Consider the following 18,603-nt stretch of genomic DNA (forward strand, 5'->3'; position numbering starts at 1 on the left):
GCCTCCTAAATGCCGAACGCCGCGAACGTGTCGCGGCGCTTCGTTTCGATTCGGTTAGCAACCTCGTGCGGGTCCCACCCGACAGGGCCGTTGAAGTGGATGTCACCGCGGCCGCCTTGCCCGCCGCTCGTAGCCAGTCGGTGAATGTCCGACCACTGCTGGGCGTTCAAGATCGCCTCAGGTTTCCTCGTGGCGTTCACGATGGAGGACAGCCCGGGGTTCAGCACGCCGCCCTGGTCGTGCAGGTAAGGCAGGCCTGTTGAACCGATGCCTTTGTCCTTGCCACCGTTGCCGGTCACAAAGTCCACGGCACCGTCGAGCAGTTTCTTACCTGCACCAATGGCCAGGTCAGCGATGAATCCGGCGGCCGGGAAGGCTTTCCTGAAGCCGTCCACAAGCCCGTCGATGATCCCAGCGATCGGGTTCCATCCACCGCCCTGGCTGCCAGCCTCGCCTCCACCGTCAAGGTAGGGGGCAGGGTTCATGTAGTTCGGCCAGCCACCATTCAGCACCATGTAGTGCAGGTGCGGGCCGGTGCTGTTACCTGTCGAGCCGACCTTGCCGATCAACTGGCCGCCGCTCACCATGTCGCCCAACTTCACCGCGAACGATGAAAGGTGCGCGTACCAGGTCTGCAACCCGTTGGGGTGGTCGATGTGGATCTCGTTACCACCGCCGCCCTGGGACCAGCCAGCCGACGACACCCGGCCGGGACCAGCAGCATCAACATCCGTGCCAGTCGGCGCCGCGAAGTCGATACCGTTGTGCGACCCGCTGAACGGCTGCGAAATGACAGCGTTACGGATAGGCCGGACGAGCCCGCCCATCGCGTAGCCGGCAGCCTTGCGCAGTGACTCCACGACGCCGACACCGCCCCAGCGGGAGATGTCGTCCTGCGACCACACGATCTCGCCTGCGTGGACGATACCCGCGGGCTGATACTTCCCGCCGGGGCCCGTGTAACCACCATCAGAGAATCCCTGAGGGAGCTCAATATGGGGGATTGCTGGCAGCTTCAGGAAACTACCGATGCCGTTCAGCCCGTCGATGAGGCCCTTGTTGATGACCGTGTCGACAACGAACTTCACCGGCGCCTTAGCAAGATCTTGGAGCTTGCCCCACGCCTCGCCGATCCACTTCACGCCCTTTTCAAAGGCGTTCGGGACGTCTTCTGTGATGAATTTCGCCAGGTTGTCGAAAACGGGCTTGACATACTTTTCCCACATGTCCCGCGTCCACGTGCTGATCGTGTCCCAGTTCGCGATGATGATCGCGGCGAGCCCGATTACGGCTGCGATAACGATCCCGATCGGGCCGAGCGCAATCAGCCAGGCCAGAGCCATGCGACCAGCGGCCAGCATGGACTGGATGCCCATGAGGACCCAGCCGCCGACAACGGTGGCCGCGCTGATCATGAAGGAAATCGCGCCAGCGGCGGCAGGCGCGATGATGCCCCACAGCCACGCAGCGGCGGTCTTGATGCCCGACGCCACAGCCGCCGCCGACACGGAAACCCAAGCGGCCACGACATAAGCGGACTGGATCATGTACTGGATCGCGCCACCGATAGCCTCGGCCACGTAGAGCGCCCAGATAGCGGCGGTTTGCGCCCCGGACACGATGGCGGCCGCACCCATGGCAATCCATGAGCCGACCACGATCACGCGGGACACGGCCGCCGCCGTCGCCATAATCCCTGCAGCTGCAGCTGCCGCCATGAAGAGTCCGATGAGTATGCCCATGGCAACCGGGCTGCCGACAACTGCCACAAGCAGCGGAGACAGGAAGGTGATCACCTGGGAAAGCCCATCAGCGAGTGCCGTTATTACCTGCACCAGGGCCGGGCCCACTACGGCAGCAATCGGAGCCAGCGCCGTTAGCAGGGACCCGAAGGCCGCAGCCATCCCGGGAAGGTGGGGAGCGACAGCCTCAACGCCCTGCTGAAGGCCGCCCATGAAGGTGTTCAGGCCGGCCCCGAAAGCAGGGTCTGAGAACGCGGTGAATATGCCGCCAATGAACGTACCTGCTATCTCCCCGCCGAGCTTCAGGAACTCAGCAAGTGCAGGAGCGCCGCGGGTAAAGGCATCACCGATAGGCCCAATAGCCGCCTGCAAGCCCTTTGCCCCATCAGCGGCACCCTGAAATATCGTCGCCATGGTCGTCTGGAAGACAGGGCCCTTCATAACGCCCTCGACGTCACGAAGCGAACCGGCCAGGCCGCCCAATGTGGCGGCAAATCCGCCAGCCTTGGCAGCGTCATTCAAGGCACTGAAGATGCCGCCTATTGAGTCAGCAATGCTCCAGAGATCCTTGAGTCCCTGTATCCCGTCTTGAATCCATTTGTCGAGACGCCCATCAGCAGCGGCCGCCTGGATGAAGCCATTGAACTTATCCGCGATCTTGACGATCAGATCGGAGATCTGCGGCATGTACTTCATGCCCACAACGCCCAGCGTCGTGAAGGATTGGACGATAGGATCAATGGCCCTATTCAGCACCGAGATGTTGGTGGCGACGCCTTGCAGCAGCCCGTCCAGCACTCCGCCGCCGAGGGCCTTCTCCAGCGAGCCCATGAAGATCTGAGCTCCATCACCAAGCGCAGATGCGATAGCCCCTACACCTGTAGCAAGCTGCGGCATCAGGCCGCCTGCCAGTGACAGCAGCGGCCCGGCAAAACCCTTGAAGAAGCTCTCCTGAGCGATTTGCCTGATCTTGCCCAACTGGTCGTATACAGAGAGCAGTGCCCCCACTGCCGTCTGAGCGGCAGGGGTGAGCTTAGCCATCGCGTCAACCGACTTCTGGTTAGCTGCCGCGGCGGCGTCTGCCTGCTGCAGCTGCACACGCTCCAGCGCCCGGTAAGCATCAGCAACGCTTTCGGCGGAGTCGTGTTGGGTTCGGGCGGCCTGCTCTGTGGCATCAGCGATCGCCTGCTGAGCCTCAGCGACGCGCTGTGCGCCCTCCTGCTCGACCTTGGCGACCTCGCGCACGGCGTCCTCGCGGGCCTGTACAGCTTCCGTGGCGGCGTCCCGGGCGTCGGCGAGGGACTGTTCGGCCTTGATGACCTGCTTGTTCCCCTGCACGCCCTCTTTCGAGGCCTGCGCCTGCTCGACGCGGAGGTTTTCAGCGTCTTCCTTGGCCGTCTTGAGCCCATACGCGGCTTGGTCAAGGTCCAGCTGCAGGCGCCGCATCTCGTGCGATGAAGCATCGGCTCCACCAGCAACAGCGGAATTGAAGGCAGCCAGGGCGTCCTCGTACCGGAGCGATGCTTCCCGCTCGCCCAGCCCTGCCCGCTCGAGCGAACGGGTCAAGTCCTCCACACGCTGCACGGCCTCTGCCCGCGCATCATTCAGAGCCTGCTGCGACTCGAGGACATTCCGGTTAGCGCGCTCGACACCCTTCTCAGCGTCGGCCACGCGACGGACGGCAGCGGCTTGCTGATCAGCGTTCTGCGCAACGACAGAGGCAAGGTTTTTCTTGGCGTCCTCAACGCGGCGCGCTGCCTGCACCTGGGACTCGGCAGCGCTTCGCTCAGCCCGTTCAACGGACCTCGCTGCGTCCGCCATCGCCATAGCGTTCAGCTGCGCGGTGCCGGCGGCCTGTGCCTTCTGCTCGGTCGCTGCCTTCAGGGCATCGCCGATGCCGGAGAATGCCGCCACCAGGACGCCGGCGCCAGCGCCGACGGCCATCAGGCCTGCCGGTACGAGCGCAGCAACCCCGGCCAGGGTGGTCAGGGACGCTGCCAAAGTCAGAACGTTCCCCGCGGCAGATACCACCGCCGAACCCGCAGCGCCAGCCGCCGGCAAGATAGCCGCCAGCCCCGTCCCCACGACAGCGAACCCTTGCAACACGGCACGACCGCCGCGGGCACTCGCCCCAGCAAGGTCCTTCGAGAACTTACCGAAATCAGCCTCAGCGCGGTCAGTGTCGCGCCGCATCCCGCTCACCATCGACGCCAGCGGGCTGCCCCGGAAAGCATTACCCAGGGCAGCGCCAAGGCGACCGAAGCGGCTCCCGGTCCGCTCTGACTCATCTCCAGCCTGACGCATGTGCGTCTCGAGCTTTGCCGCGGCTTCAGCTGCCCGGCCCTGCGCGACGCCCAGCTCGTTAGTCGCCTTGGCGTGGTTCCGGTCTGCAGTCTCCCGGTTAGTGGTCGCAGCAGCGGCGCGCTGCTGCATGACGCTGAGTTTCTCTTCAGCCGCCGCAACCTTTGAAGCCTTGGCGCTCGAGTTCTGTCGAACCTCCTGCAGCTTCAGCTCCGCGACGCGCAGGTCGCCCAGGGCCTTCGACTCGGCGGCAGAAGCGGACGCGAGCCGGCCCTTGGAAGCCGCGACTGTTCCTTCTGCCTGACTCACAGCCTTGGCCATGCGCCCGGCTTCAGCTTCGAGCCCGGCAGTCTCGGAGGAGAACCCCGCTGCCATGCCGGCGCCCAGATCCTTGCCGGCAGCCCGGCCCGCCTTGGGCATCGTCTTGCCGAACTCAGAGGCGATCTTCCGCTGCGCGCCAGTGAATACCGGCGAAATCAGGACCTCGGCAATACCGACGACAGCCATGGGGTACCTCGAATCTCTATTCAGATGTCTTCGGCAGAGAAGCCGAACTGGCCCACAAACGACTCAGCCCACTGCCTGTCTGCGTCTTCGATTGCGCGTTCAATTTCAGTGCGGGGCGCGGGGAACGGCTTTTCCTCGGAAGGTCGTCCACCAGCTGCCGCGACGGTGACCTGCTTGAGGTTCCGGACCTCGTGTAGAAGGTCGCGGAGCAGATGTTCGGTGAGGCCAAACTCGGAGACCCTAGGCGCCCACTCGCTCTCCGATTTCGGCAGAGACGCTAAATGTGCCGCGTATTCTTTGTCGTTGGCTATTGCCTCGTTGAGCCTGCAGGCGCTGGGCAGCATGTCGATGTAATCGAGCAAGGCCACCCAGCGTCCCGCGGCGTACCACTCCGCAAGATCCACGCCGGGGTACTCGTGTGCGAGGTCGGCGCGGATTTGCGGGCGGAAACGCTGAATTAGCCCGCGGAGGCGTTGCCTTCCCCCGCGGTGCCGTAGATGTCCTCGTAATGCTGGATCGCGGCGCGCATGACCGTGGCGAGCTCGATCACGCTCAGCTTCTCAGCCTGGAGCGCGTCGGCATCTTCCTTGGACAGCCATTTGCGGATCACGGTCCAGTTCGTCGCACTGCGGTTCAGACGGGCGAAGATGTCCTCGGCCTCGGTGGACTCCATCGCGTACACGTCAGGGAAGGTGATGACCTTCGAACCGCTCAGTGCCATCTTCAGCACATCAGCGGTCTTGACCTCCTTGCGGAGCTTGGCGAGGGAAAGCTGGACGGTCGGCTTATCAGCCATGGGGTTACCTCCGGGTGGTGCTTGGTGGTGGGTTTACTTGGGAGACTTCGGGGACGCCTGGACGGCATCGGCTTCCTTGACCTCGGCGGTTCGAGCCTTCTGTTCGGTGAAGCCGTCGCGGCGGAGCTCGGCGGCCTCGGTGGGCACGGCCGTTTCGATGGTCAGGTTTCCGTCGGGCGAAATGAAGCGGGGCATGATCGACTCCTATGAAGGCGGGTGGGGTGGTGTGAGTGGAGAGCGGGCCGCGCCACCACCACCCGGAAGAATGGCGCGGCCCGCGGTCTGTTAGGCGCCGGCAGTGAAGCCCAGGGCAGTCTTGTGCGCCAGCGCGCCAGTGCCGCCCATGTAGTGGCGGACAGGCGTGCCGATCTCGGCGTCGGTGAACACGTCGAACGTCACGGACTGCTGCACGGCATCACCGGAGCCCCACTTCTGGGAATCGGTAGCGGAAAGCTTCACGGAGCCGTAGCCGCGGCCGACGATCCAGTTCTCAGCGGCAGGGCCGTCCGAACCAAGGATCAGCAGCCGGTACTCCTGGCCCACAGGAAGGTCGGGCTCGTCAAAGACGATCTCGCCTGTGGTGGCCGACTGCGTGATGGCGGACAGGTCGGTGCCGTAGGTAGCTTCGAGGATGTGCCGGCGCCCAGTCTCCAGCAGGGTCGCCTTCACCGTTCGGGCAACCTCAGTGATGTCAGACCGAACAGCCGATGCGTATCCGAGAGCGGACACATCCTCCTTGTTGATGTCCCGCCCGAACTCCCAGCCGTCTGGGGTGACAATGCCGAACGGCAGGTACCCGAGCGTCTTGAGGTCCACAAGCGTGCCCGCCGCAGAGAACAGGGTGTCAGGAAGCTCGACGGAAGTGGGAGCCAGGAAGCCGATGGCCTTCTGGATCTTGCGGATCAGATTCCGGTTGTCGGAATCCGTGCGGATTGTGTCGAATGTGGGCATGGGTTTCGACCCCTTTCAAGGGCATGAGTGTTTGTTGATCCCCGGGAGGGGCCTAGTTGATTGGCCGCGATGTAACCATGAAGGTCGCCACAGCCTTGTTCAGCGTTTCGGACTGGAAAGGAACGTCCTTGGGTACTTGGTCGGGCTGGATGCTGTCCAAGTAGCCGTGGCCCGTTTCGATGTCGGTTCCTCGTATGAGCGACTTGATGGATTCGAGTGTGTCCACCGCCTGTGTGCCAGGCGTGTAGCATTCGAGCGTCACCCGGTCCACCCGGTCCACCCATCCCTCAGTGCCGTCCGTGGAGTAGATCAGTACGATCGGCCAGAGGAACTGGTTGGTGAATGCGTCTGCGGGTAGATGCCATACCGCTGTCACTGGATTCCCGCCATGGCTGGTCCCATTGACTAGGTCACTCAAGCATTCGCGGACGTCCGGGAAGACGAGACCGTCGTTCATCTCTTCCTCACCCTTCTCATGGCGTCAGCAACGCGCAAGAGGATCGCGTCACGCGAGTCCTCCCAGTCGTGTTCAACCTCGCGCACGACTGCGCCGGCGCGCTCCTCGTTGTCCCAGCCTGCAGTGACCTTTGCTGTGGCCGCTTCGTATTTGGAATCACCCACGGCGTTAGCGTTCCCAGCCATCCGCTCGGCCACGTCCAGGACTGCCTTCGAGACGCCGGGCGAGTTCCCCAGTTTCCTTAGACCAAGCGGCAGCGCCTCGTACTTGCTCACACCCTCACCAGCCCAAGCTCGACGCCATAGGGCCACTCTCCAGGCTGCCCGTCCACGGACCACTCGCCAGACATTCGCGCACCAGCAGGCACCCGAATCCGGTCAGTGGAAAGGAACGTGAAGCCGGGCCCGCAGTAGAGCACCGCCTTGCCGTCCACGACGTCCGCGTGGTCTACCGGGTCAGCGGTAGCGCGGGCACCTATCAAGCAGTCGGGTACCTCGATTTCGTAGGTCGGGCGGGGATTGCCCTTAGCGTCACGGCCGCCATTCCGGAGTACCGTGACGGTCACCCGCCACGACTTCGGGAACCTGCGGAGGAAGCCGAGCCCCTGGACTGGTTGAGGAAGTGAATAGGCAACCCCCATGTCAGCCTCCCGAAGGGTGAATCGTCCAAGCCTGCTTACGTGGCTTGGACTTCGCCAACAGACGCTTGTCGGCAGCCGTGAGGTACACATCGCCGTCGGGGTTGCGGAGCTTCCCGCCCATGCTGAACGGGCCCGTGCCGAACTGGAACGACTCGAAGCCGGCCGTCGGGGCATCCTCGCTGACATCCAGTGCGCGCTTCACCATTCGGCAAACAACGAGCTTCGGGATGTCAGGATCAATGCCGCCGTCCGCGACTGCCACAGTGAGGCGCAGATCGAGGTCCGGGTAGTTACCCCGAACCTCGACCGACGCCTCGTGGAGCTTCTGCGGCGCATCAGCCTCGGCGTCAGCCGGGATCTTTGCCCAGTGCAGCTTCAGGTCGGCCAGTGTCGCGTAGTCGCTGGCCATGCCCGGTTACTGCTTCCGGGAGCGGCCGCGGCGAGCCGGGGCCGGCTTGGTGAAGTCCGGGGCGTTGTCGTCGCTGGATTCGGAGTCGCCTTCGCTGTCGCCAGAATCTTCGCTGTCAGACTCGTCGGTGTCTCCGCTGTCCTGATCTTCGCCCTTCTCGTCCGATTCGTCCTCACCGTCAGATTCGTCGGTGTCGGCCGGATCCTCGGGTTCGAGGACATGGGCGCCGACCTGCCCGTCAGCCCATTCCGGTACCTCGTCGCCGGGTCCGAAGCTCACAGCCTGGTACTCGGGAGACATGAGAGCCACGTGAGTTGAAAACTTTGGCACTGTCGTTCCTTTCGATCAGTGTTGGGATGGGGCGCGACCGAAGCCGCGCCCCATCACGTCACGCTTAGAGAACCGTGGCCACCAGGGACAGGTTCGCGTTGGCCAGTACCGGCAGGGCGATGGCGTCAGATTCGACGGTCGCGATGTGCGGGATCGAGGTCGCCTTGTGGGCGCCAACGACAACGCCCGGCTGCTCGACATCGGCCAGCTGGTAATCGGCCTCCTGCGAGGTCAGAGTCTGACCCCAGAAGGTGCCTCCCAGGTCCGACTCGCCCGCCATCGGATCAACCGGAGCGGGGAGCAGGAGCAGCTTGTTGTCCGACAGCACACGGCCGCCGGAAGTGCGGCGGTCGTAGATCGTGACGGGCGGGAGGCCAGCCGACACGAGGTACTGTCGAACCTCGTCCTCGATGGCGGGGCGGGTTGCCCCGCCGACCAGCGTGGTCTTGAACTGATCGCCAGCGGCGAGAGCAGTGAAGACGCGCTTGGACATCACGATGGCGCCCGGGTCCTCTTCGTCGTTGGTGGCCTTGTAGGTGGACACCAGCGTCTGCAGGTAGGTCAGGCGGTCCACGCTGGACGTGGACCACAGCTGCGCGGCCGTCAGGGTGTGGCCCGCGGTGCGACCGAAGTCGTCATCGAAGAACACGTTGCCCTGGTTGACCGTCGCCTTACCCGTCTCCAGCACGGTGCCGCGGAGGCGCTCGATGCGGTCGGCGATGGCCTTAGCGACGTTCTTGGCCTCCTTGAGGATGCTGTTGCGCAGCACCTCATCGGAAGCGTTCCGTGCGCGCAGCTGGTCGTACTCGGAGATGATGCGCTTCTGCCCGAGGGGGAGCATCTCCAGAGTGACGCGCTGACCGGTAACGCCGCCGGCAATCTCAGGCTCGGCGTCGAATGCGCGGAAGGAAGCTTCAGCGACAAGGCCAGCCTGTCCCTTCACGAAGCGAACGGTGATGTCGTTCACGAAGGTGTTGGGCAGCCATGGTGCGAGCGAGGTCCGGTTGACTTCCAGATCCTCAAGGGCCGTGCGGACGTAGCCGGTCAGTTCGGCGGGAGTGATGAGATCAGTCCAAAGTGCCATGAGTCATCCCCCTTTCTTAGACGTAGACGATGGTGGTGGCGGACAGCTTGGCGGCCGCAGCAGGCTTCACGAAGCCGCCCGGGACCTTGGATGCCTTGACGCGTCCGTGGTCGATCAGGGGAACGGGGAAGTCCGACGTGCCGCTGACCTTCTGGTCGAACAGGACGTGGCCCGCGATGATCCCGGCACCGGTTACAGTGCCTTCGGTCGCGTCGTAGGGCACGAGGACCCCGCCGACCTTGGCGACAGGCTGGCCGGAGCGGATGTAGCCGTCCGGGTAGTGGGTGCCGGCAGTGAAAGTGGAGATATCCAGAGTCTCGGTGCGCGCTTCGTTGATGCCGTGCGCGGACCCAAGCCAGGACTGATCTCCGCTACCGAAGGATTCGGTGGTAAGACGAGGCATGATGTGCCCTTCCTAGGAGTTCTTCTTGTGCTTTGATTCGTAGAGTTCCCGGCCCGCCGCAAGGGAACCGCCAGCAGTGTTGCCGCTGCCTTCGCCACGCTTGCCGGATCCGGGAACCGGGTCATTCTTTGGAGCTTTTCCCTCAGCCTTCGCATACAGCTCAGAGATCTTCTTGGCGGAGGCGAGGTAGCTTGCCTCGTCGGTGCCGGTCACCAGATCCTGGTAGTCCTTGGGCACCGGGTACTCCGCCAGAGCGGCGAGACGTGCATTGGTGGCCTTGAGCGTCGCGTTCTCGGCCGCCGCGTCATCGCGTTCTTTCTGGGCTCGCTGAATGTCGGACAGCTTCGCGTCCTCTGCGGCCTGGATCTTCGCCTCAGCCGCAGCCGCTCGCTTTTCAGCCGCGTCGGCGCGGGCGCGTTCCGACTGAAGCGCTTTGATCCCGCCTTCGCCAAGCTTCTCGTCGGCCTTCGCGGCCTCAGCGCTTGCAGCGTCGGCGGCGGCCTGCGCCGCGGCAGCATCGGCAGCAGCCTGTGCAGCTGCGTCAGCGTCCTCCATAACGGCATCCCCGAAGGTCAACCGGTGGAAGTCCATGAGGGCGGTAATACCGCCCGGCGCGGTGATGTCGATGCCATGGGGGAATTGCTTGTTCAAGGGAAATGCTCCTTCGGTGAATGCCGCATCGCACGGCGAAAAACCCCGCCGCATCGCACGGAAGGGAAAACTAATGGGTGTGGACCCCGTCTTTGAGCACGTCGGGGAACTCGCGGCGCATCGCGAAGACGATGCCTTTCAGCTGGCGGTTCTTGTCGTGCTCGTCCAGAGAGTCCATGAACGCCCGGACTTCCGGATCCGAGCGCATCTTGTCGTCGCCGACCCGGTACATGTCGTAGAAGTCATCCGGCAGGTAGCCAGGCGGATACTGGTCATCCGTGCCGAGGCGAACGACTTCGCAATCGCAGTCGCCGTGGAATGCGTTCTCGTCGCCGAAATCGCGGCTGCCGGCGGACTCTTCCGACCAGTAGATGGCGTTGCGGCTGGCCAGCACGAGGCAAAACGCGCACGTCCTGTCACCCGTTGGCACCCTCGCGTAGCCAGCGCCTTCCTGCCCCGCGTTCCATGTGATGGTGTCGCGGCCGAACTGCTTCACGTACTTGTCCGATGCTGTGGACAGGTTGGAGAGGATCTTCTCCGGCTCCGGGGTCCACAACTGCTTGGCCAGATACCGGACTTTCGCCTCGACCCGCTCGGGCGTGACCGACGGCGCCGGGGGAGCAGTCACCAGGAAACCGGCGACCGCGCCGGACTCGAAGCGCAACTGCTCGTACCATTCCATCGCCAGAGCCTGGGCGACCTGGCCATACTCCGCGATCAGAAGTGGCATGAAGTCCAGCAGAGCGTTCCGGACAGGTTCCGGGCGGGACAGGTCGAGCGCTGCGAAATATGCGGCCAACTCGTTGGCCACCAACTGCGAAAGGTCGGCGGCTGCCGCCCGATGCTGCTCAATCGAATCCCGGGAAACCACTACTGCACACTCGCCGCAGCACCAGGAGCACTGAACACGGGAGCGGCTGAGGACTTCGCAGCTGCCACCATCGCAGCCAGCTTGTTCGCGCCTTCCTTCCTGGTCCGGTACGCGTTCATCCGCTCGATCTTCTGCTTGTCCAGCCCGTAGACCTCCATGGCAACCTCTGGGTCGCCGTCAGGGAAGGTCTGAGTGAACTTGAGCCCGGCGTCAGCCTGGGCAGCCTTGGAAGTGGTGCCCGGGTCCATGAAGTGCGCGGACAATCCCCGCAACTCAGCTTCCATCGCGGAAGTCCACTCGCCGTACTTCACAGCCAAGACATTGCGGGCGAGGTCCACGCGGGACATCCCGATGCTCGGCAACTCCGCCTCCACGACCGACACGAGGTCTGCCTCGTTGGCCCTGATGGCGTCCGCCGACGACGGGTTGTCGTGGACAATGCCGAGGTAACCGACGGGGATGGACGTCTCACTGGATACCATGAGCCCGATGCCCTTGAGCATCTCGCCGTGCGGCTGGAAAGTCGCCTGCGATAGCTGCTGCAGCGTCGGCTTGACCAGATCGCCTGTTTCCTCGTCCCGAGTGTTCGGCAGGGCCCAGACGCCGCCAATGAGTGCGTCCAGCGGAGAGATGCGCTTCCCGTTGGCATCAATGAAGTGCTCTTCCTCAGCGCCCAGCAGGGCTCGCTGAGGGGCGCCGTAGAACTCCGCGTTGACTTCCTGCCGCAGCATCGTGCGCACAGCCATGTCCGTGAAGCCCATCAGCGGGCGAGTGATCCTCGAATTACCGAAAGGACGCTCCAGCGACCGGCCCCAGACGTACGGGGTGCACGTGACGCGGTTCGGCACGCCAGCGTAAATCGCCGTGACCAGCCACTCGCCCTTCACGTACTGAAGCCGCAGCGTCTCGCCAGGGAGGTACAGCAGCGCCTCCCACCGACCGACCACCTCGAGAGCCCTCAAGACACGGTTGGTGCGGGTGTCGATCTCGGCCGTAGCCTCCAGCGCCGTCCGGGCCGCCACAATGATCCCCGGCTCACCCGCATCAGTGTCGCCAGGCGTTACAAAGACGAAGGACACCGAGTGCTGAAGCGACGCTTCAATGGCCATCCGCTCGACGGCGGCGAAGTAGTTCTCGCCGAAGACCTCTTCAAGCTCGCCCAGCATCGTGGACTGGCGCGGCAGAGTGAACCCGTCAGGACGAACCCGGCGCGACGGAACCTTCACGGCCTTCGCCGGCCAGCCGATCACCACCGCGAAGTCCTGCATGTGCGGAGGAATCGAGAAACCGATCTTGTCCAGCCGCTTCTTCGCATCCATGTACGACGTGCGCAGCTGGTTACGGTCCCGCTTCCTACGGATCAGCCGCAGCATCGCCTGGAACGACCGAGTCTCGTCCTCAGTCAGGGGGCGGGCTACATCGAGTACAGCCAAGCAGGCCACCTCCTAGAAAACGATCGCGCCGCGCTTCTTCGGAGAAGACTTCGTGATACGGCGAGCAAACTTCTTGGCGCCCAGGTAGGCGCATGTGATGGAGACTGTCGGGGCGAGATCAGCGTCGAGGCTGTCGCGGTTCCACTTGAAAGACCCGGGACGGTTCTTAATCGGCTCCTGCACGGTGTGCTTTACGGACTCGTCAAGGTGCTCCTGCCCGAAGTGCGTGATCGACGGGTGCTTCTCAACCGCTTCATGCAGCAGCCCGCACGCCTGCGTGTACTCCCGAGCTTCGAGGATGAACACCTTCATCTTCTTCGCCTTCAGCAGCGGCTCCAGCAGGTCACGGCACGGCGACAGAGCATCGATGACGACCGGGATGCGACGCTTGGCACGTTCCCACAGCCACTCCACAAGGGCCGTCGTGCCGCGTTCATCGAACGGGGCGTCAGCGGCGAGCTCAAGATGAATGCTCTCGCCCTCACCGAACGCCGAAACGCCGATTGAAACCTTCGTGCGCTCCGGATTCATGTCCACGCCGTACGCGGCAATCTGCCACTCCGGATCCGGGTCATCAATCGCCAGCGAATCCCACTTCGTGAACGCCTTCTTGCCAGCATCCGTCGGCGTGGGCCACATATTCAACCGCTCGCGGGCGTAAGACCGAGGGGAGAACTCATTGAGCTCGTCCTGGATCGTTTCTAGTGAGATCCGGATGCCCAGCGCGGGGTTAGCGGCTGCAGCGTTCGTGAGGTCCCGGACGAACACCGCCAATTCGGTTTCGGACATCTTGTCGACGTCACCGCTGGCAGAGTGCTCAACCCATGCGGCGCGCTTGTTCTTGCCCGTCACCGCATTGTTGCGGACCCGGACGAACGGCTCGCCACGCTCCGACAGATCCCGAGGGGGAGTGCCCATGAAGATCGTCACCGGATCGCCGCCAGGGGCCGCCGAGATCGTCGGCTTCAGGGCCTCCTGCTCGTCCTCTTCGTACTCCTGCGCCTCATCGATCACAAGGACGTCGAACGAACTACCGCGGCCGGCGCCACCAGTACGGGCGCCGAGCTCGATCATGCCGCCGTTATTCAGCACGATCGCTTCCTGGCCGTTCGTCTTCCGAATCTCAACGACCATCGCGTTCAGTTCGGGGAAGCGCGCATTCGGGTCATCGACCTTCTGGCCGAAAAACTGCATGAGGCGCTTGAACGCCTTGCGGGCCGATGTCAGCAGATGTGAAGTGTGCAGGATGCTCAGGCCGAGCTGCACCAGCATGTAGAGCTCGACAGCTTCAAGGCCGCCGTTCTTGCCATTCTGGCGAGGGACGGAGATGCCCCACGTGCCCGCGCACCACTTGCCCGTCGTAGTCGTCCGCAGCCAAGCCCGGACCATCTTTTCCTGCCACTCATCGAGAACCAGGCCGTAGCCGGCAGCAAGATCGATCGCAGCTTCAGCATGGTCACAGGAATACCCGCGAGGCGTGGGAGAGATGTAGAAGCGGGCATCCTGGGAGCCGATCAACCCGCACCACCACCACTCAAGCCTTCTTCAAACCACGCGCCTTGATTCGATCCAGCGGGGTAACGTTCGCCGCCATCGGGGCAGCAGCGGGAGCAGCTTTCGGCTTCGCAGCAGCCTCGGCAGGGGTCAGCTTCGTGAGGATCGTTGCGAAGGCGATTGCCTGCTGGCGAGCCTCCGCGAGCGGCGCCGCGAATTTCACCTCGACGTTGATGTTCCGGTCGCCGTCATCGTCGATCTCATCGAGGTGCAGCCGGAACTGCATGAGGTTCAAGACGCCGTTGCCCTGAATGATGTTGTCGAGCTCGTCCAAACGATCAGCCAGCCGAGCAGCCTCGAGAACCAACGCATTCCGGGCGACGTCCTTGCCGGACAACTCTTCCCACAGCGCCGAGCCACGCTCGCCAAGACCAGGAGGAACATCCACGGGATCGATCCTCCTAATAGCCGAGAGGCGCGGGCTCTATGCCCTAAACAGAAAATGGGGTAGCCCCATCAGCGAAGAAACGCTTGCCTGCGCGTAACGTCAGACTGACACTGATGCCATGAGTGAGGCCGAATACAAAGCTCATCCGTACGCCTTCGCCCTGGGTATCGGAACTCACGCGACCGTCGGTGCCATCATCGGCGGAATGCTCAAAAACAAGGTCGACCCCTGCAAGTTCTACTACGACGGCGCGTTCTACAACAACATCCTCGCCCACCCGAATGGCCTCTTCACACGATGGCTATACGATCCCCCAGACAACCCAGGGCAGCCACTTTGCGCAGTAGTGCTCATGGGCCCACCCGAAGGTGTCGGAACCATAATCGGAGCCGCACTCGGCGTCATCACCGGATTCCTCTTATCGATGTATCTGGAGATGCGGAAAGCCGCTGGGGCAACATGAAGTAGACGGCCGGCGCTCAGCCCATCGAGCTCGGGGGGAGATTTTTCGCTAAGCACGGGGGGCGAGGCGCTGGCGGTGGGGTAGGGGTGCTCCCCCTACCCTTTCCGACATGTCGTTTCGGGATACGAGTATTCGTATTTGGGGTTTTCCACAGCCTATGGATTACCAGCGGCGGCTGGTTTTGAGTGGTTTCGACTTCAGCACCGTCGATGTCTTCGGCGCTGGTCGGTCGCCCTTGGACTGGTTGCACCTTCGACAGCACACAGCAAGGTTCTCGTGGTGATCTGCTCCGCCTCGTGCATGTGCGATGACGTGGTCTGTCTCTGCACTGTTGGGCTTGAGCCCGACGTCGTAGTCGAGTTCGACGTTGCAGTATGGGCAGTGGGTGATGCCGCGGACTTTGGCGAGGTGGAGTGCTCTCTTGCGGGCCTTCTTGTACTGGGATGTGCCAGTGCGTGATGTGGCCATGAAGTGCTCCTGGTGTTGGATACCGGGGATACTGATCGAATGTCTAAGATCACTTCGCTAACGCCCGAAGACTTCACGCTCTATGCCGACCAGATGGAGAAGATCAAAGCGCGTATCGATGCAGCGGCCATGTTTTTGCAGCCTCCGCACGTGTATCCCTCGGTGGAGGCGGGCCTCCTGCAATTACGTCTTGCGCTCGAGGCTCTAGCACTGTCTTCCCTGGTGACGAATCGAAAGGCAGTGGCGACAGTTTCAGCAGCGTTCATGAAGAAGGACCATGCAGGTGCCCTAAAACTCGTGAAGAGAGTGAACGCAGACTACTATCCGCTGCCGAGCGAACAGACTCTGGATGAGTCAGGACGGGCGGTGGCGATGCGGGAGATCACCGAGGGCTTTCTTACGGAAGGAGAGTATCTTCCGGTGTGGGGCCGCCTCAGCGAATGGATGCACGCAAGAAACCCATTTCAGATCATGCCTGATCCCGCCGAAGGCGCAGCCTTCGGCGAAGACGTCATTGGGAAGTTGGTAGCGCTGTTGAATCACCATACGGTCCAGCTACTTGAACGTGGTGAACTGCTGGCTTGCATGATGAACGAATCGGAGTCGGGGCGAGTTCACGTTTTTGGGTTTGAAAAAGCCTCTGACAATTAGGTGGAAGTGGGCGAGGCAGGAGTCGAACCTGCATCACTTGGTCTTTCGACCGCGTCGGCTTACCGTTCGCCGCACTCGCCCGCGCTGTTACGGGCGCTTCCCGTCGTGCCGGACGTATCGGTCAGGGCACGAAAAAAGCCGCCCTACTGTGAGGTGCGGCTTGGTTTTGGGGACGACGAAAGTCCCACGTGACACACTTTAACACACGTCGAGCGAGGTCAGGTGCGGCTTTGTTCGCGGCGTGTTTCGTACCAGGCGTCGAGAACTTCGTGTGGGTGGTAGGTCGGCGATGGTTCCCTTTCGACGGCGTGGAGCTTGCCGCGGCGGGCCCAGTTGCGGATGTCCATGCTCGTGACCACGACTTTGGCGTTCTGCCGGAGCCATGGCACGAGTTGCCGGGTGGGCATGGCCGGTGCGATGCCCTTGACCCGTTCCCGATTCGCCTGATGGTTCACAGGAGGTTCGTCGGGTCCGCTGACCATGCGTTCCGCCTTTGTGACCCAGTCTTGAATGAGCCAGGCCATCCCGGCGGCTTGTGGGTCCGATGCGTAGCCGGCGGCATACCCTCCGACGCTGCGGAGGTTCTCCTGCAGCTGGAGCGCGTCGAGGTTGATGGGGGCATCGCTGCCGGGCTTGTGGCCGCCTCCACCTCCGCCGCCTGCTGGCCGGACATTGTCGAGCTTGGCGATGGTGACGCTGAGTTCCACGATCAGGACCGGGATCTTATCGATCCACGCTTGCAGGTCGCTGACGCATCGGCCGCAGAGGTAGTTGTGGGCCTGGTTCTGGCATTCCTTCGTGCATTCTTGGCTCATCTTTTGATCACCTCCCTGATGCTGAATGCCTTGGTGGCGAGCACGAGGATGCGCTCGCCGGGGTGGTCTGGGTCGTCGTTCCAGAAGCCGACTCGGCCGGCCTCGTAAAAGTAGACGTCTTGTGCGCTGATCTCGTGCTCGATGCCCTTGTCGTAGACCCGGTACGCGAAGTTGCGTACAGGGCGGGGCGGTGGTGGTGCGGGGGCTTCGTCTTGCCCGGGAAACCTCATTGGCTTTCTCCTGCTTCGGTGATGGTGACCATGACGCCTGGGGCGCCGTGGTAGGTCTTTGTGGCGGTGATGGAGACGATGCGGGCGTCGTCGGTGATGACACCACGCTGGGTCTTGGTTGTGGACATGGAGTCGAGTGCGGCTCTTATTAATTTGTCCGCGTCGGGCTTGACCGCTGGGAGGCTCCAGCGGGGCCGTTGGGGCTTGGGCATCTGGAAGACGAGCGAGACGGCGAGGGGCCCGTCCATCGGCTCGCCCGGGTGCTTTGCGAGCAGCGCGGCCCGGATCGAGTCTCGCCACTTCCGGAGTTCGGGCTTCACGGACACGACGCGCCCGCCGTACACGCTCACAGAGCCTTGCGGGACAGGCTTCCCGGGCACGAAGACATGGATGAGCTTCATCGTCCGCCCCACTTTCGCCGGTCCCGGAGCAGCGAGGGGTCATGCGGGAGGTTGGGCGGCGGGATCAGGGCGTAGTCCTTCTGGAATTGCTCGGCGGTGCCGGCGAGGGCTCGGGCGGCGGCTACGTAGGCGTCGATGACGGGCTGAATTGCGTGCCCAAGCTGCTCGAAGCCGTGGGCGAGGCTGCGGACGTGGTGCCACTGGAATTCGTAGACCGTCCACTGGTCGGGCCCGGCCACCGTGATGTCGCAGGTTGGGCAGGTGTAGACCCAACGGGCCTTGCGCTCTTTGCGGATCATCGGGCCACCTCCGCCGGGGCTTCGGCGAGGACGAGCTCGTGCGGGCCGAACCAGAGCGGGTTCTGGTCCTGGACTTGGACGCGGAACGGGTGGTGCGCGCCGTCCACGACGTCAACGATCGCGCCGACGTCATCAAACTGGCGGCATCCGCGGGCGATGACGCGAACATGGTCGCCGATCTTGAATTTCATGAGTCCTCCTGAATGGAAGAAGCCGCCCCGGTTGGGACGGCTTCGAGATATTCGTCTTCTGGTTCGTGGTGTTTGCCGACGCGGTCGGCTGGGCGGATGCCGGCTTTTACGTCTGCCCAGCAGCTGGAGCATGTGTGGGCGTCTTTGCCGATGTGGTCTTCGCAGGGCGGGGGCTTGGGGAGCTGGGCTCGTGCGGTTGCTGGCCAGTGGAGCCGGACCTCGAAGATGCGGCCGGGAGTCTGGGTGGATGGGTCGCGGGCCGCTGCGACGGCGGCGGCCAGTATGTCCGCGAAAGGGGCGGTGTGGTCGCTGTTCCGTTCGAGGACCTTGAGGGTGCCTTCGATACCCCATGCTGGGCGGATCTCGTGGAGCACGTGGGCGATCATCTTGGCTTGCTTTTCGGTGATCAAATTTCCCCTTTCATCCATCCAGACGTCGCTCACTTTCGCCGCTGCTTCGGTGCCGATTTCTGCGGCTCCTGGTGAGGTTAAGTACGAAACTTGGGTGGGGGATTAGGTGTAGGTGTGAAGGTGTAGGTGTTAGGTGCAGGTGTTACCGATGCCTTTCA

Annotated in this window: 25 protein-coding genes and 1 tRNA gene; 2 read left to right on the forward strand and 24 right to left on the reverse strand. The window is 63.2% G+C overall.

The window, feature by feature from the left end:
- Positions 1-5 precede the first annotated feature (5 nt).
- From VIK36_RS03940 to VIK36_RS04015, 16 genes are all read right to left on the reverse strand, one after another.
- Entirely contained in the window at positions 6-4,550 is a 4,545-nt protein-coding gene (locus VIK36_RS03940) for a peptidoglycan DD-metalloendopeptidase family protein (protein ID WP_324644150.1), read from the reverse strand.
- Positions 4,551-4,570: 20 nt separating this feature from the next.
- Positions 4,571-4,954, reverse strand: coding sequence for a hypothetical protein (locus VIK36_RS03945; protein ID WP_324644151.1), 384 nt, complete (start codon positions 4,952-4,954; stop codon positions 4,571-4,573).
- 53 nt (positions 4,955-5,007) lie between these two features.
- Entirely contained in the window at positions 5,008-5,346 is a 339-nt protein-coding gene (locus VIK36_RS03950) for a hypothetical protein (protein ID WP_324644152.1), read from the reverse strand.
- A 33-nt stretch (positions 5,347-5,379) separates the two neighbouring features.
- Positions 5,380-5,541, reverse strand: a complete 162-nt coding sequence (locus VIK36_RS03955) for a hypothetical protein (RefSeq protein ID WP_324644153.1) — start codon at positions 5,539-5,541, stop codon at positions 5,380-5,382.
- Positions 5,542-5,631: 90 nt separating this feature from the next.
- Positions 5,632-6,297, reverse strand: a complete 666-nt coding sequence (locus tag VIK36_RS03960) for a hypothetical protein (protein ID WP_324644154.1) — start codon at positions 6,295-6,297, stop codon at positions 5,632-5,634.
- Between the two features lie 52 nt (positions 6,298-6,349).
- A complete protein-coding gene (locus VIK36_RS03965) occupies positions 6,350-6,673 on the reverse strand; it encodes a hypothetical protein (protein ID WP_324644155.1) in 324 nt (107 codons plus the stop codon).
- Between the two features lie 77 nt (positions 6,674-6,750).
- Positions 6,751-7,029, reverse strand: coding sequence for a hypothetical protein (locus VIK36_RS03970; RefSeq protein WP_324644156.1), 279 nt, complete (start codon positions 7,027-7,029; stop codon positions 6,751-6,753).
- A 366-nt stretch (positions 7,030-7,395) separates the two neighbouring features.
- On the reverse strand, positions 7,396-7,803 hold the full coding sequence (locus VIK36_RS03975; protein ID WP_324644157.1) for a hypothetical protein: 408 nt from the start codon (positions 7,801-7,803) through the stop codon (positions 7,396-7,398).
- A gap of 6 nt (positions 7,804-7,809) precedes the next feature.
- Positions 7,810-8,133 carry a hypothetical protein gene (locus tag VIK36_RS03980; protein ID WP_324644158.1) on the reverse strand — a complete coding sequence of 108 codons (324 nt, stop codon included), beginning with the start codon at positions 8,131-8,133 and terminating at the stop codon, positions 7,810-7,812.
- A gap of 64 nt (positions 8,134-8,197) precedes the next feature.
- Complete coding sequence (locus tag VIK36_RS03985; RefSeq protein ID WP_324644159.1) at positions 8,198-9,217, reverse strand: major capsid protein; 1,020 nt, start codon at positions 9,215-9,217, stop codon at positions 8,198-8,200.
- Positions 9,218-9,233: 16 nt separating this feature from the next.
- Positions 9,234-9,620 carry a head decoration protein gene (locus tag VIK36_RS03990; RefSeq protein WP_324644160.1) on the reverse strand — a complete coding sequence of 129 codons (387 nt, stop codon included), beginning with the start codon at positions 9,618-9,620 and terminating at the stop codon, positions 9,234-9,236.
- Between the two features lie 12 nt (positions 9,621-9,632).
- Positions 9,633-10,271 carry a hypothetical protein gene (locus VIK36_RS03995; RefSeq protein WP_324644161.1) on the reverse strand — a complete coding sequence of 213 codons (639 nt, stop codon included), beginning with the start codon at positions 10,269-10,271 and terminating at the stop codon, positions 9,633-9,635.
- Positions 10,272-10,341: 70 nt separating this feature from the next.
- The gene (locus tag VIK36_RS04000; protein ID WP_324644162.1) at positions 10,342-11,142 is read right to left on the reverse strand and encodes a hypothetical protein; all 801 of its coding nucleotides are present in this window, start codon (positions 11,140-11,142) and stop codon (positions 10,342-10,344) included.
- Complete coding sequence (locus VIK36_RS04005) at positions 11,142-12,575, reverse strand: hypothetical protein (protein WP_324644163.1); 1,434 nt, start codon at positions 12,573-12,575, stop codon at positions 11,142-11,144. The genes VIK36_RS04000 and VIK36_RS04005 overlap by 1 nt, the downstream gene beginning before the upstream one ends.
- A 12-nt stretch (positions 12,576-12,587) precedes the next feature.
- On the reverse strand, positions 12,588-14,093 hold the full coding sequence (locus VIK36_RS04010) for a hypothetical protein (RefSeq protein ID WP_324644164.1): 1,506 nt from the start codon (positions 14,091-14,093) through the stop codon (positions 12,588-12,590).
- Between the two features lie 16 nt (positions 14,094-14,109).
- On the reverse strand, positions 14,110-14,517 hold the full coding sequence (locus VIK36_RS04015; protein ID WP_324644165.1) for a hypothetical protein: 408 nt from the start codon (positions 14,515-14,517) through the stop codon (positions 14,110-14,112).
- A gap of 118 nt (positions 14,518-14,635) precedes the next feature.
- Here VIK36_RS04015 and VIK36_RS04020 point away from each other — a divergent pair, with 118 nt between their 5' ends.
- A complete protein-coding gene (locus VIK36_RS04020; protein WP_324644166.1) occupies positions 14,636-14,980 on the forward strand; it encodes a hypothetical protein in 345 nt (114 codons plus the stop codon).
- Between the two features lie 162 nt (positions 14,981-15,142).
- Here the strand turns inward: VIK36_RS04020 and VIK36_RS04025 are convergent, their stop codons facing one another.
- Positions 15,143-15,448 (reverse strand): HNH endonuclease, encoded by a 306-nt coding sequence (locus VIK36_RS04025; RefSeq protein ID WP_324644167.1) that lies wholly within the window; start codon positions 15,446-15,448, stop codon positions 15,143-15,145.
- Positions 15,449-15,487: 39 nt separating this feature from the next.
- On the opposite strand from VIK36_RS04025, the gene VIK36_RS04030 reads away from it, so the two are divergent.
- Positions 15,488-16,099: a hypothetical protein gene (locus tag VIK36_RS04030; protein WP_324644168.1), complete on the forward strand. Its 612-nt coding sequence runs from the start codon at positions 15,488-15,490 to the stop codon at positions 16,097-16,099.
- A gap of 7 nt (positions 16,100-16,106) precedes the next feature.
- Here VIK36_RS04030 and VIK36_RS04035 read toward each other — a convergent pair.
- The 7 genes from VIK36_RS04035 to VIK36_RS04065 form a co-directional block, all read right to left on the reverse strand.
- A tRNA-OTHER gene (locus VIK36_RS04035) sits at positions 16,107-16,180 on the reverse strand.
- Between the two features lie 137 nt (positions 16,181-16,317).
- Positions 16,318-16,914 (reverse strand): hypothetical protein, encoded by a 597-nt coding sequence (locus tag VIK36_RS04040; RefSeq protein ID WP_324644169.1) that lies wholly within the window; start codon positions 16,912-16,914, stop codon positions 16,318-16,320.
- Positions 16,911-17,144 (reverse strand): hypothetical protein, encoded by a 234-nt coding sequence (locus tag VIK36_RS04045; protein WP_324644170.1) that lies wholly within the window; start codon positions 17,142-17,144, stop codon positions 16,911-16,913. The genes VIK36_RS04040 and VIK36_RS04045 overlap by 4 nt, the downstream gene beginning before the upstream one ends.
- Positions 17,141-17,545, reverse strand: a complete 405-nt coding sequence (locus VIK36_RS04050) for a RusA family crossover junction endodeoxyribonuclease (RefSeq protein WP_324644171.1) — start codon at positions 17,543-17,545, stop codon at positions 17,141-17,143. The genes VIK36_RS04045 and VIK36_RS04050 overlap by 4 nt, the downstream gene beginning before the upstream one ends.
- Positions 17,542-17,844, reverse strand: a complete 303-nt coding sequence (locus tag VIK36_RS04055) for a hypothetical protein (RefSeq protein ID WP_324644172.1) — start codon at positions 17,842-17,844, stop codon at positions 17,542-17,544. Before VIK36_RS04055 ends, VIK36_RS04050 begins: the two co-directional genes overlap by 4 nt.
- Positions 17,841-18,035 carry a hypothetical protein gene (locus VIK36_RS04060; RefSeq protein ID WP_324644173.1) on the reverse strand — a complete coding sequence of 65 codons (195 nt, stop codon included), beginning with the start codon at positions 18,033-18,035 and terminating at the stop codon, positions 17,841-17,843. Before VIK36_RS04060 ends, VIK36_RS04055 begins: the two co-directional genes overlap by 4 nt.
- Positions 18,032-18,478 carry a hypothetical protein gene (locus tag VIK36_RS04065; RefSeq protein ID WP_324644174.1) on the reverse strand — a complete coding sequence of 149 codons (447 nt, stop codon included), beginning with the start codon at positions 18,476-18,478 and terminating at the stop codon, positions 18,032-18,034. The genes VIK36_RS04060 and VIK36_RS04065 overlap by 4 nt, the downstream gene beginning before the upstream one ends.
- Positions 18,479-18,603 lie beyond the last annotated feature (125 nt).

The organism is Pseudarthrobacter sp. LT1, assembly GCF_035621795.1.
Lineage (GTDB): Bacteria > Actinomycetota > Actinomycetes > Actinomycetales > Micrococcaceae > Arthrobacter.

Coding starts and splice junctions, on each gene's coding strand:
- VIK36_RS03960 (WP_324644154.1), bottom strand. CDS start 6,297: ATGCCCACATTCGACACAATCCGCACGGATTCCGACAACCGGAATCTG.
- VIK36_RS03985 (WP_324644159.1), bottom strand. CDS start 9,217: ATGGCACTTTGGACTGATCTCATCACTCCCGCCGAACTGACCGGCTAC.
- VIK36_RS03975 (WP_324644157.1), bottom strand. CDS start 7,803: ATGGCCAGCGACTACGCGACACTGGCCGACCTGAAGCTGCACTGGGCA.
- VIK36_RS04025 (WP_324644167.1), bottom strand. CDS start 15,448: ATGGCCACATCACGCACTGGCACATCCCAGTACAAGAAGGCCCGCAAG.
- VIK36_RS04050 (WP_324644171.1), bottom strand. CDS start 17,545: ATGAAGCTCATCCATGTCTTCGTGCCCGGGAAGCCTGTCCCGCAAGGC.
- VIK36_RS04030 (WP_324644168.1), top strand. CDS start 15,488: ATGTCTAAGATCACTTCGCTAACGCCCGAAGACTTCACGCTCTATGCC.
- VIK36_RS04020 (WP_324644166.1), top strand. CDS start 14,636: ATGAGTGAGGCCGAATACAAAGCTCATCCGTACGCCTTCGCCCTGGGT.
- VIK36_RS03990 (WP_324644160.1), bottom strand. CDS start 9,620: ATGCCTCGTCTTACCACCGAATCCTTCGGTAGCGGAGATCAGTCCTGG.
- VIK36_RS04045 (WP_324644170.1), bottom strand. CDS start 17,144: ATGAGGTTTCCCGGGCAAGACGAAGCCCCCGCACCACCACCGCCCCGC.
- VIK36_RS03940 (WP_324644150.1), bottom strand. CDS start 4,550: ATGGCTGTCGTCGGTATTGCCGAGGTCCTGATTTCGCCGGTATTCACT.
- VIK36_RS04055 (WP_324644172.1), bottom strand. CDS start 17,844: ATGATCCGCAAAGAGCGCAAGGCCCGTTGGGTCTACACCTGCCCAACC.
- VIK36_RS03955 (WP_324644153.1), bottom strand. CDS start 5,541: ATGCCCCGCTTCATTTCGCCCGACGGAAACCTGACCATCGAAACGGCC.
- VIK36_RS04060 (WP_324644173.1), bottom strand. CDS start 18,035: ATGAAATTCAAGATCGGCGACCATGTTCGCGTCATCGCCCGCGGATGC.
- VIK36_RS03950 (WP_324644152.1), bottom strand. CDS start 5,346: ATGGCTGATAAGCCGACCGTCCAGCTTTCCCTCGCCAAGCTCCGCAAG.
- VIK36_RS04040 (WP_324644169.1), bottom strand. CDS start 16,914: ATGAGCCAAGAATGCACGAAGGAATGCCAGAACCAGGCCCACAACTAC.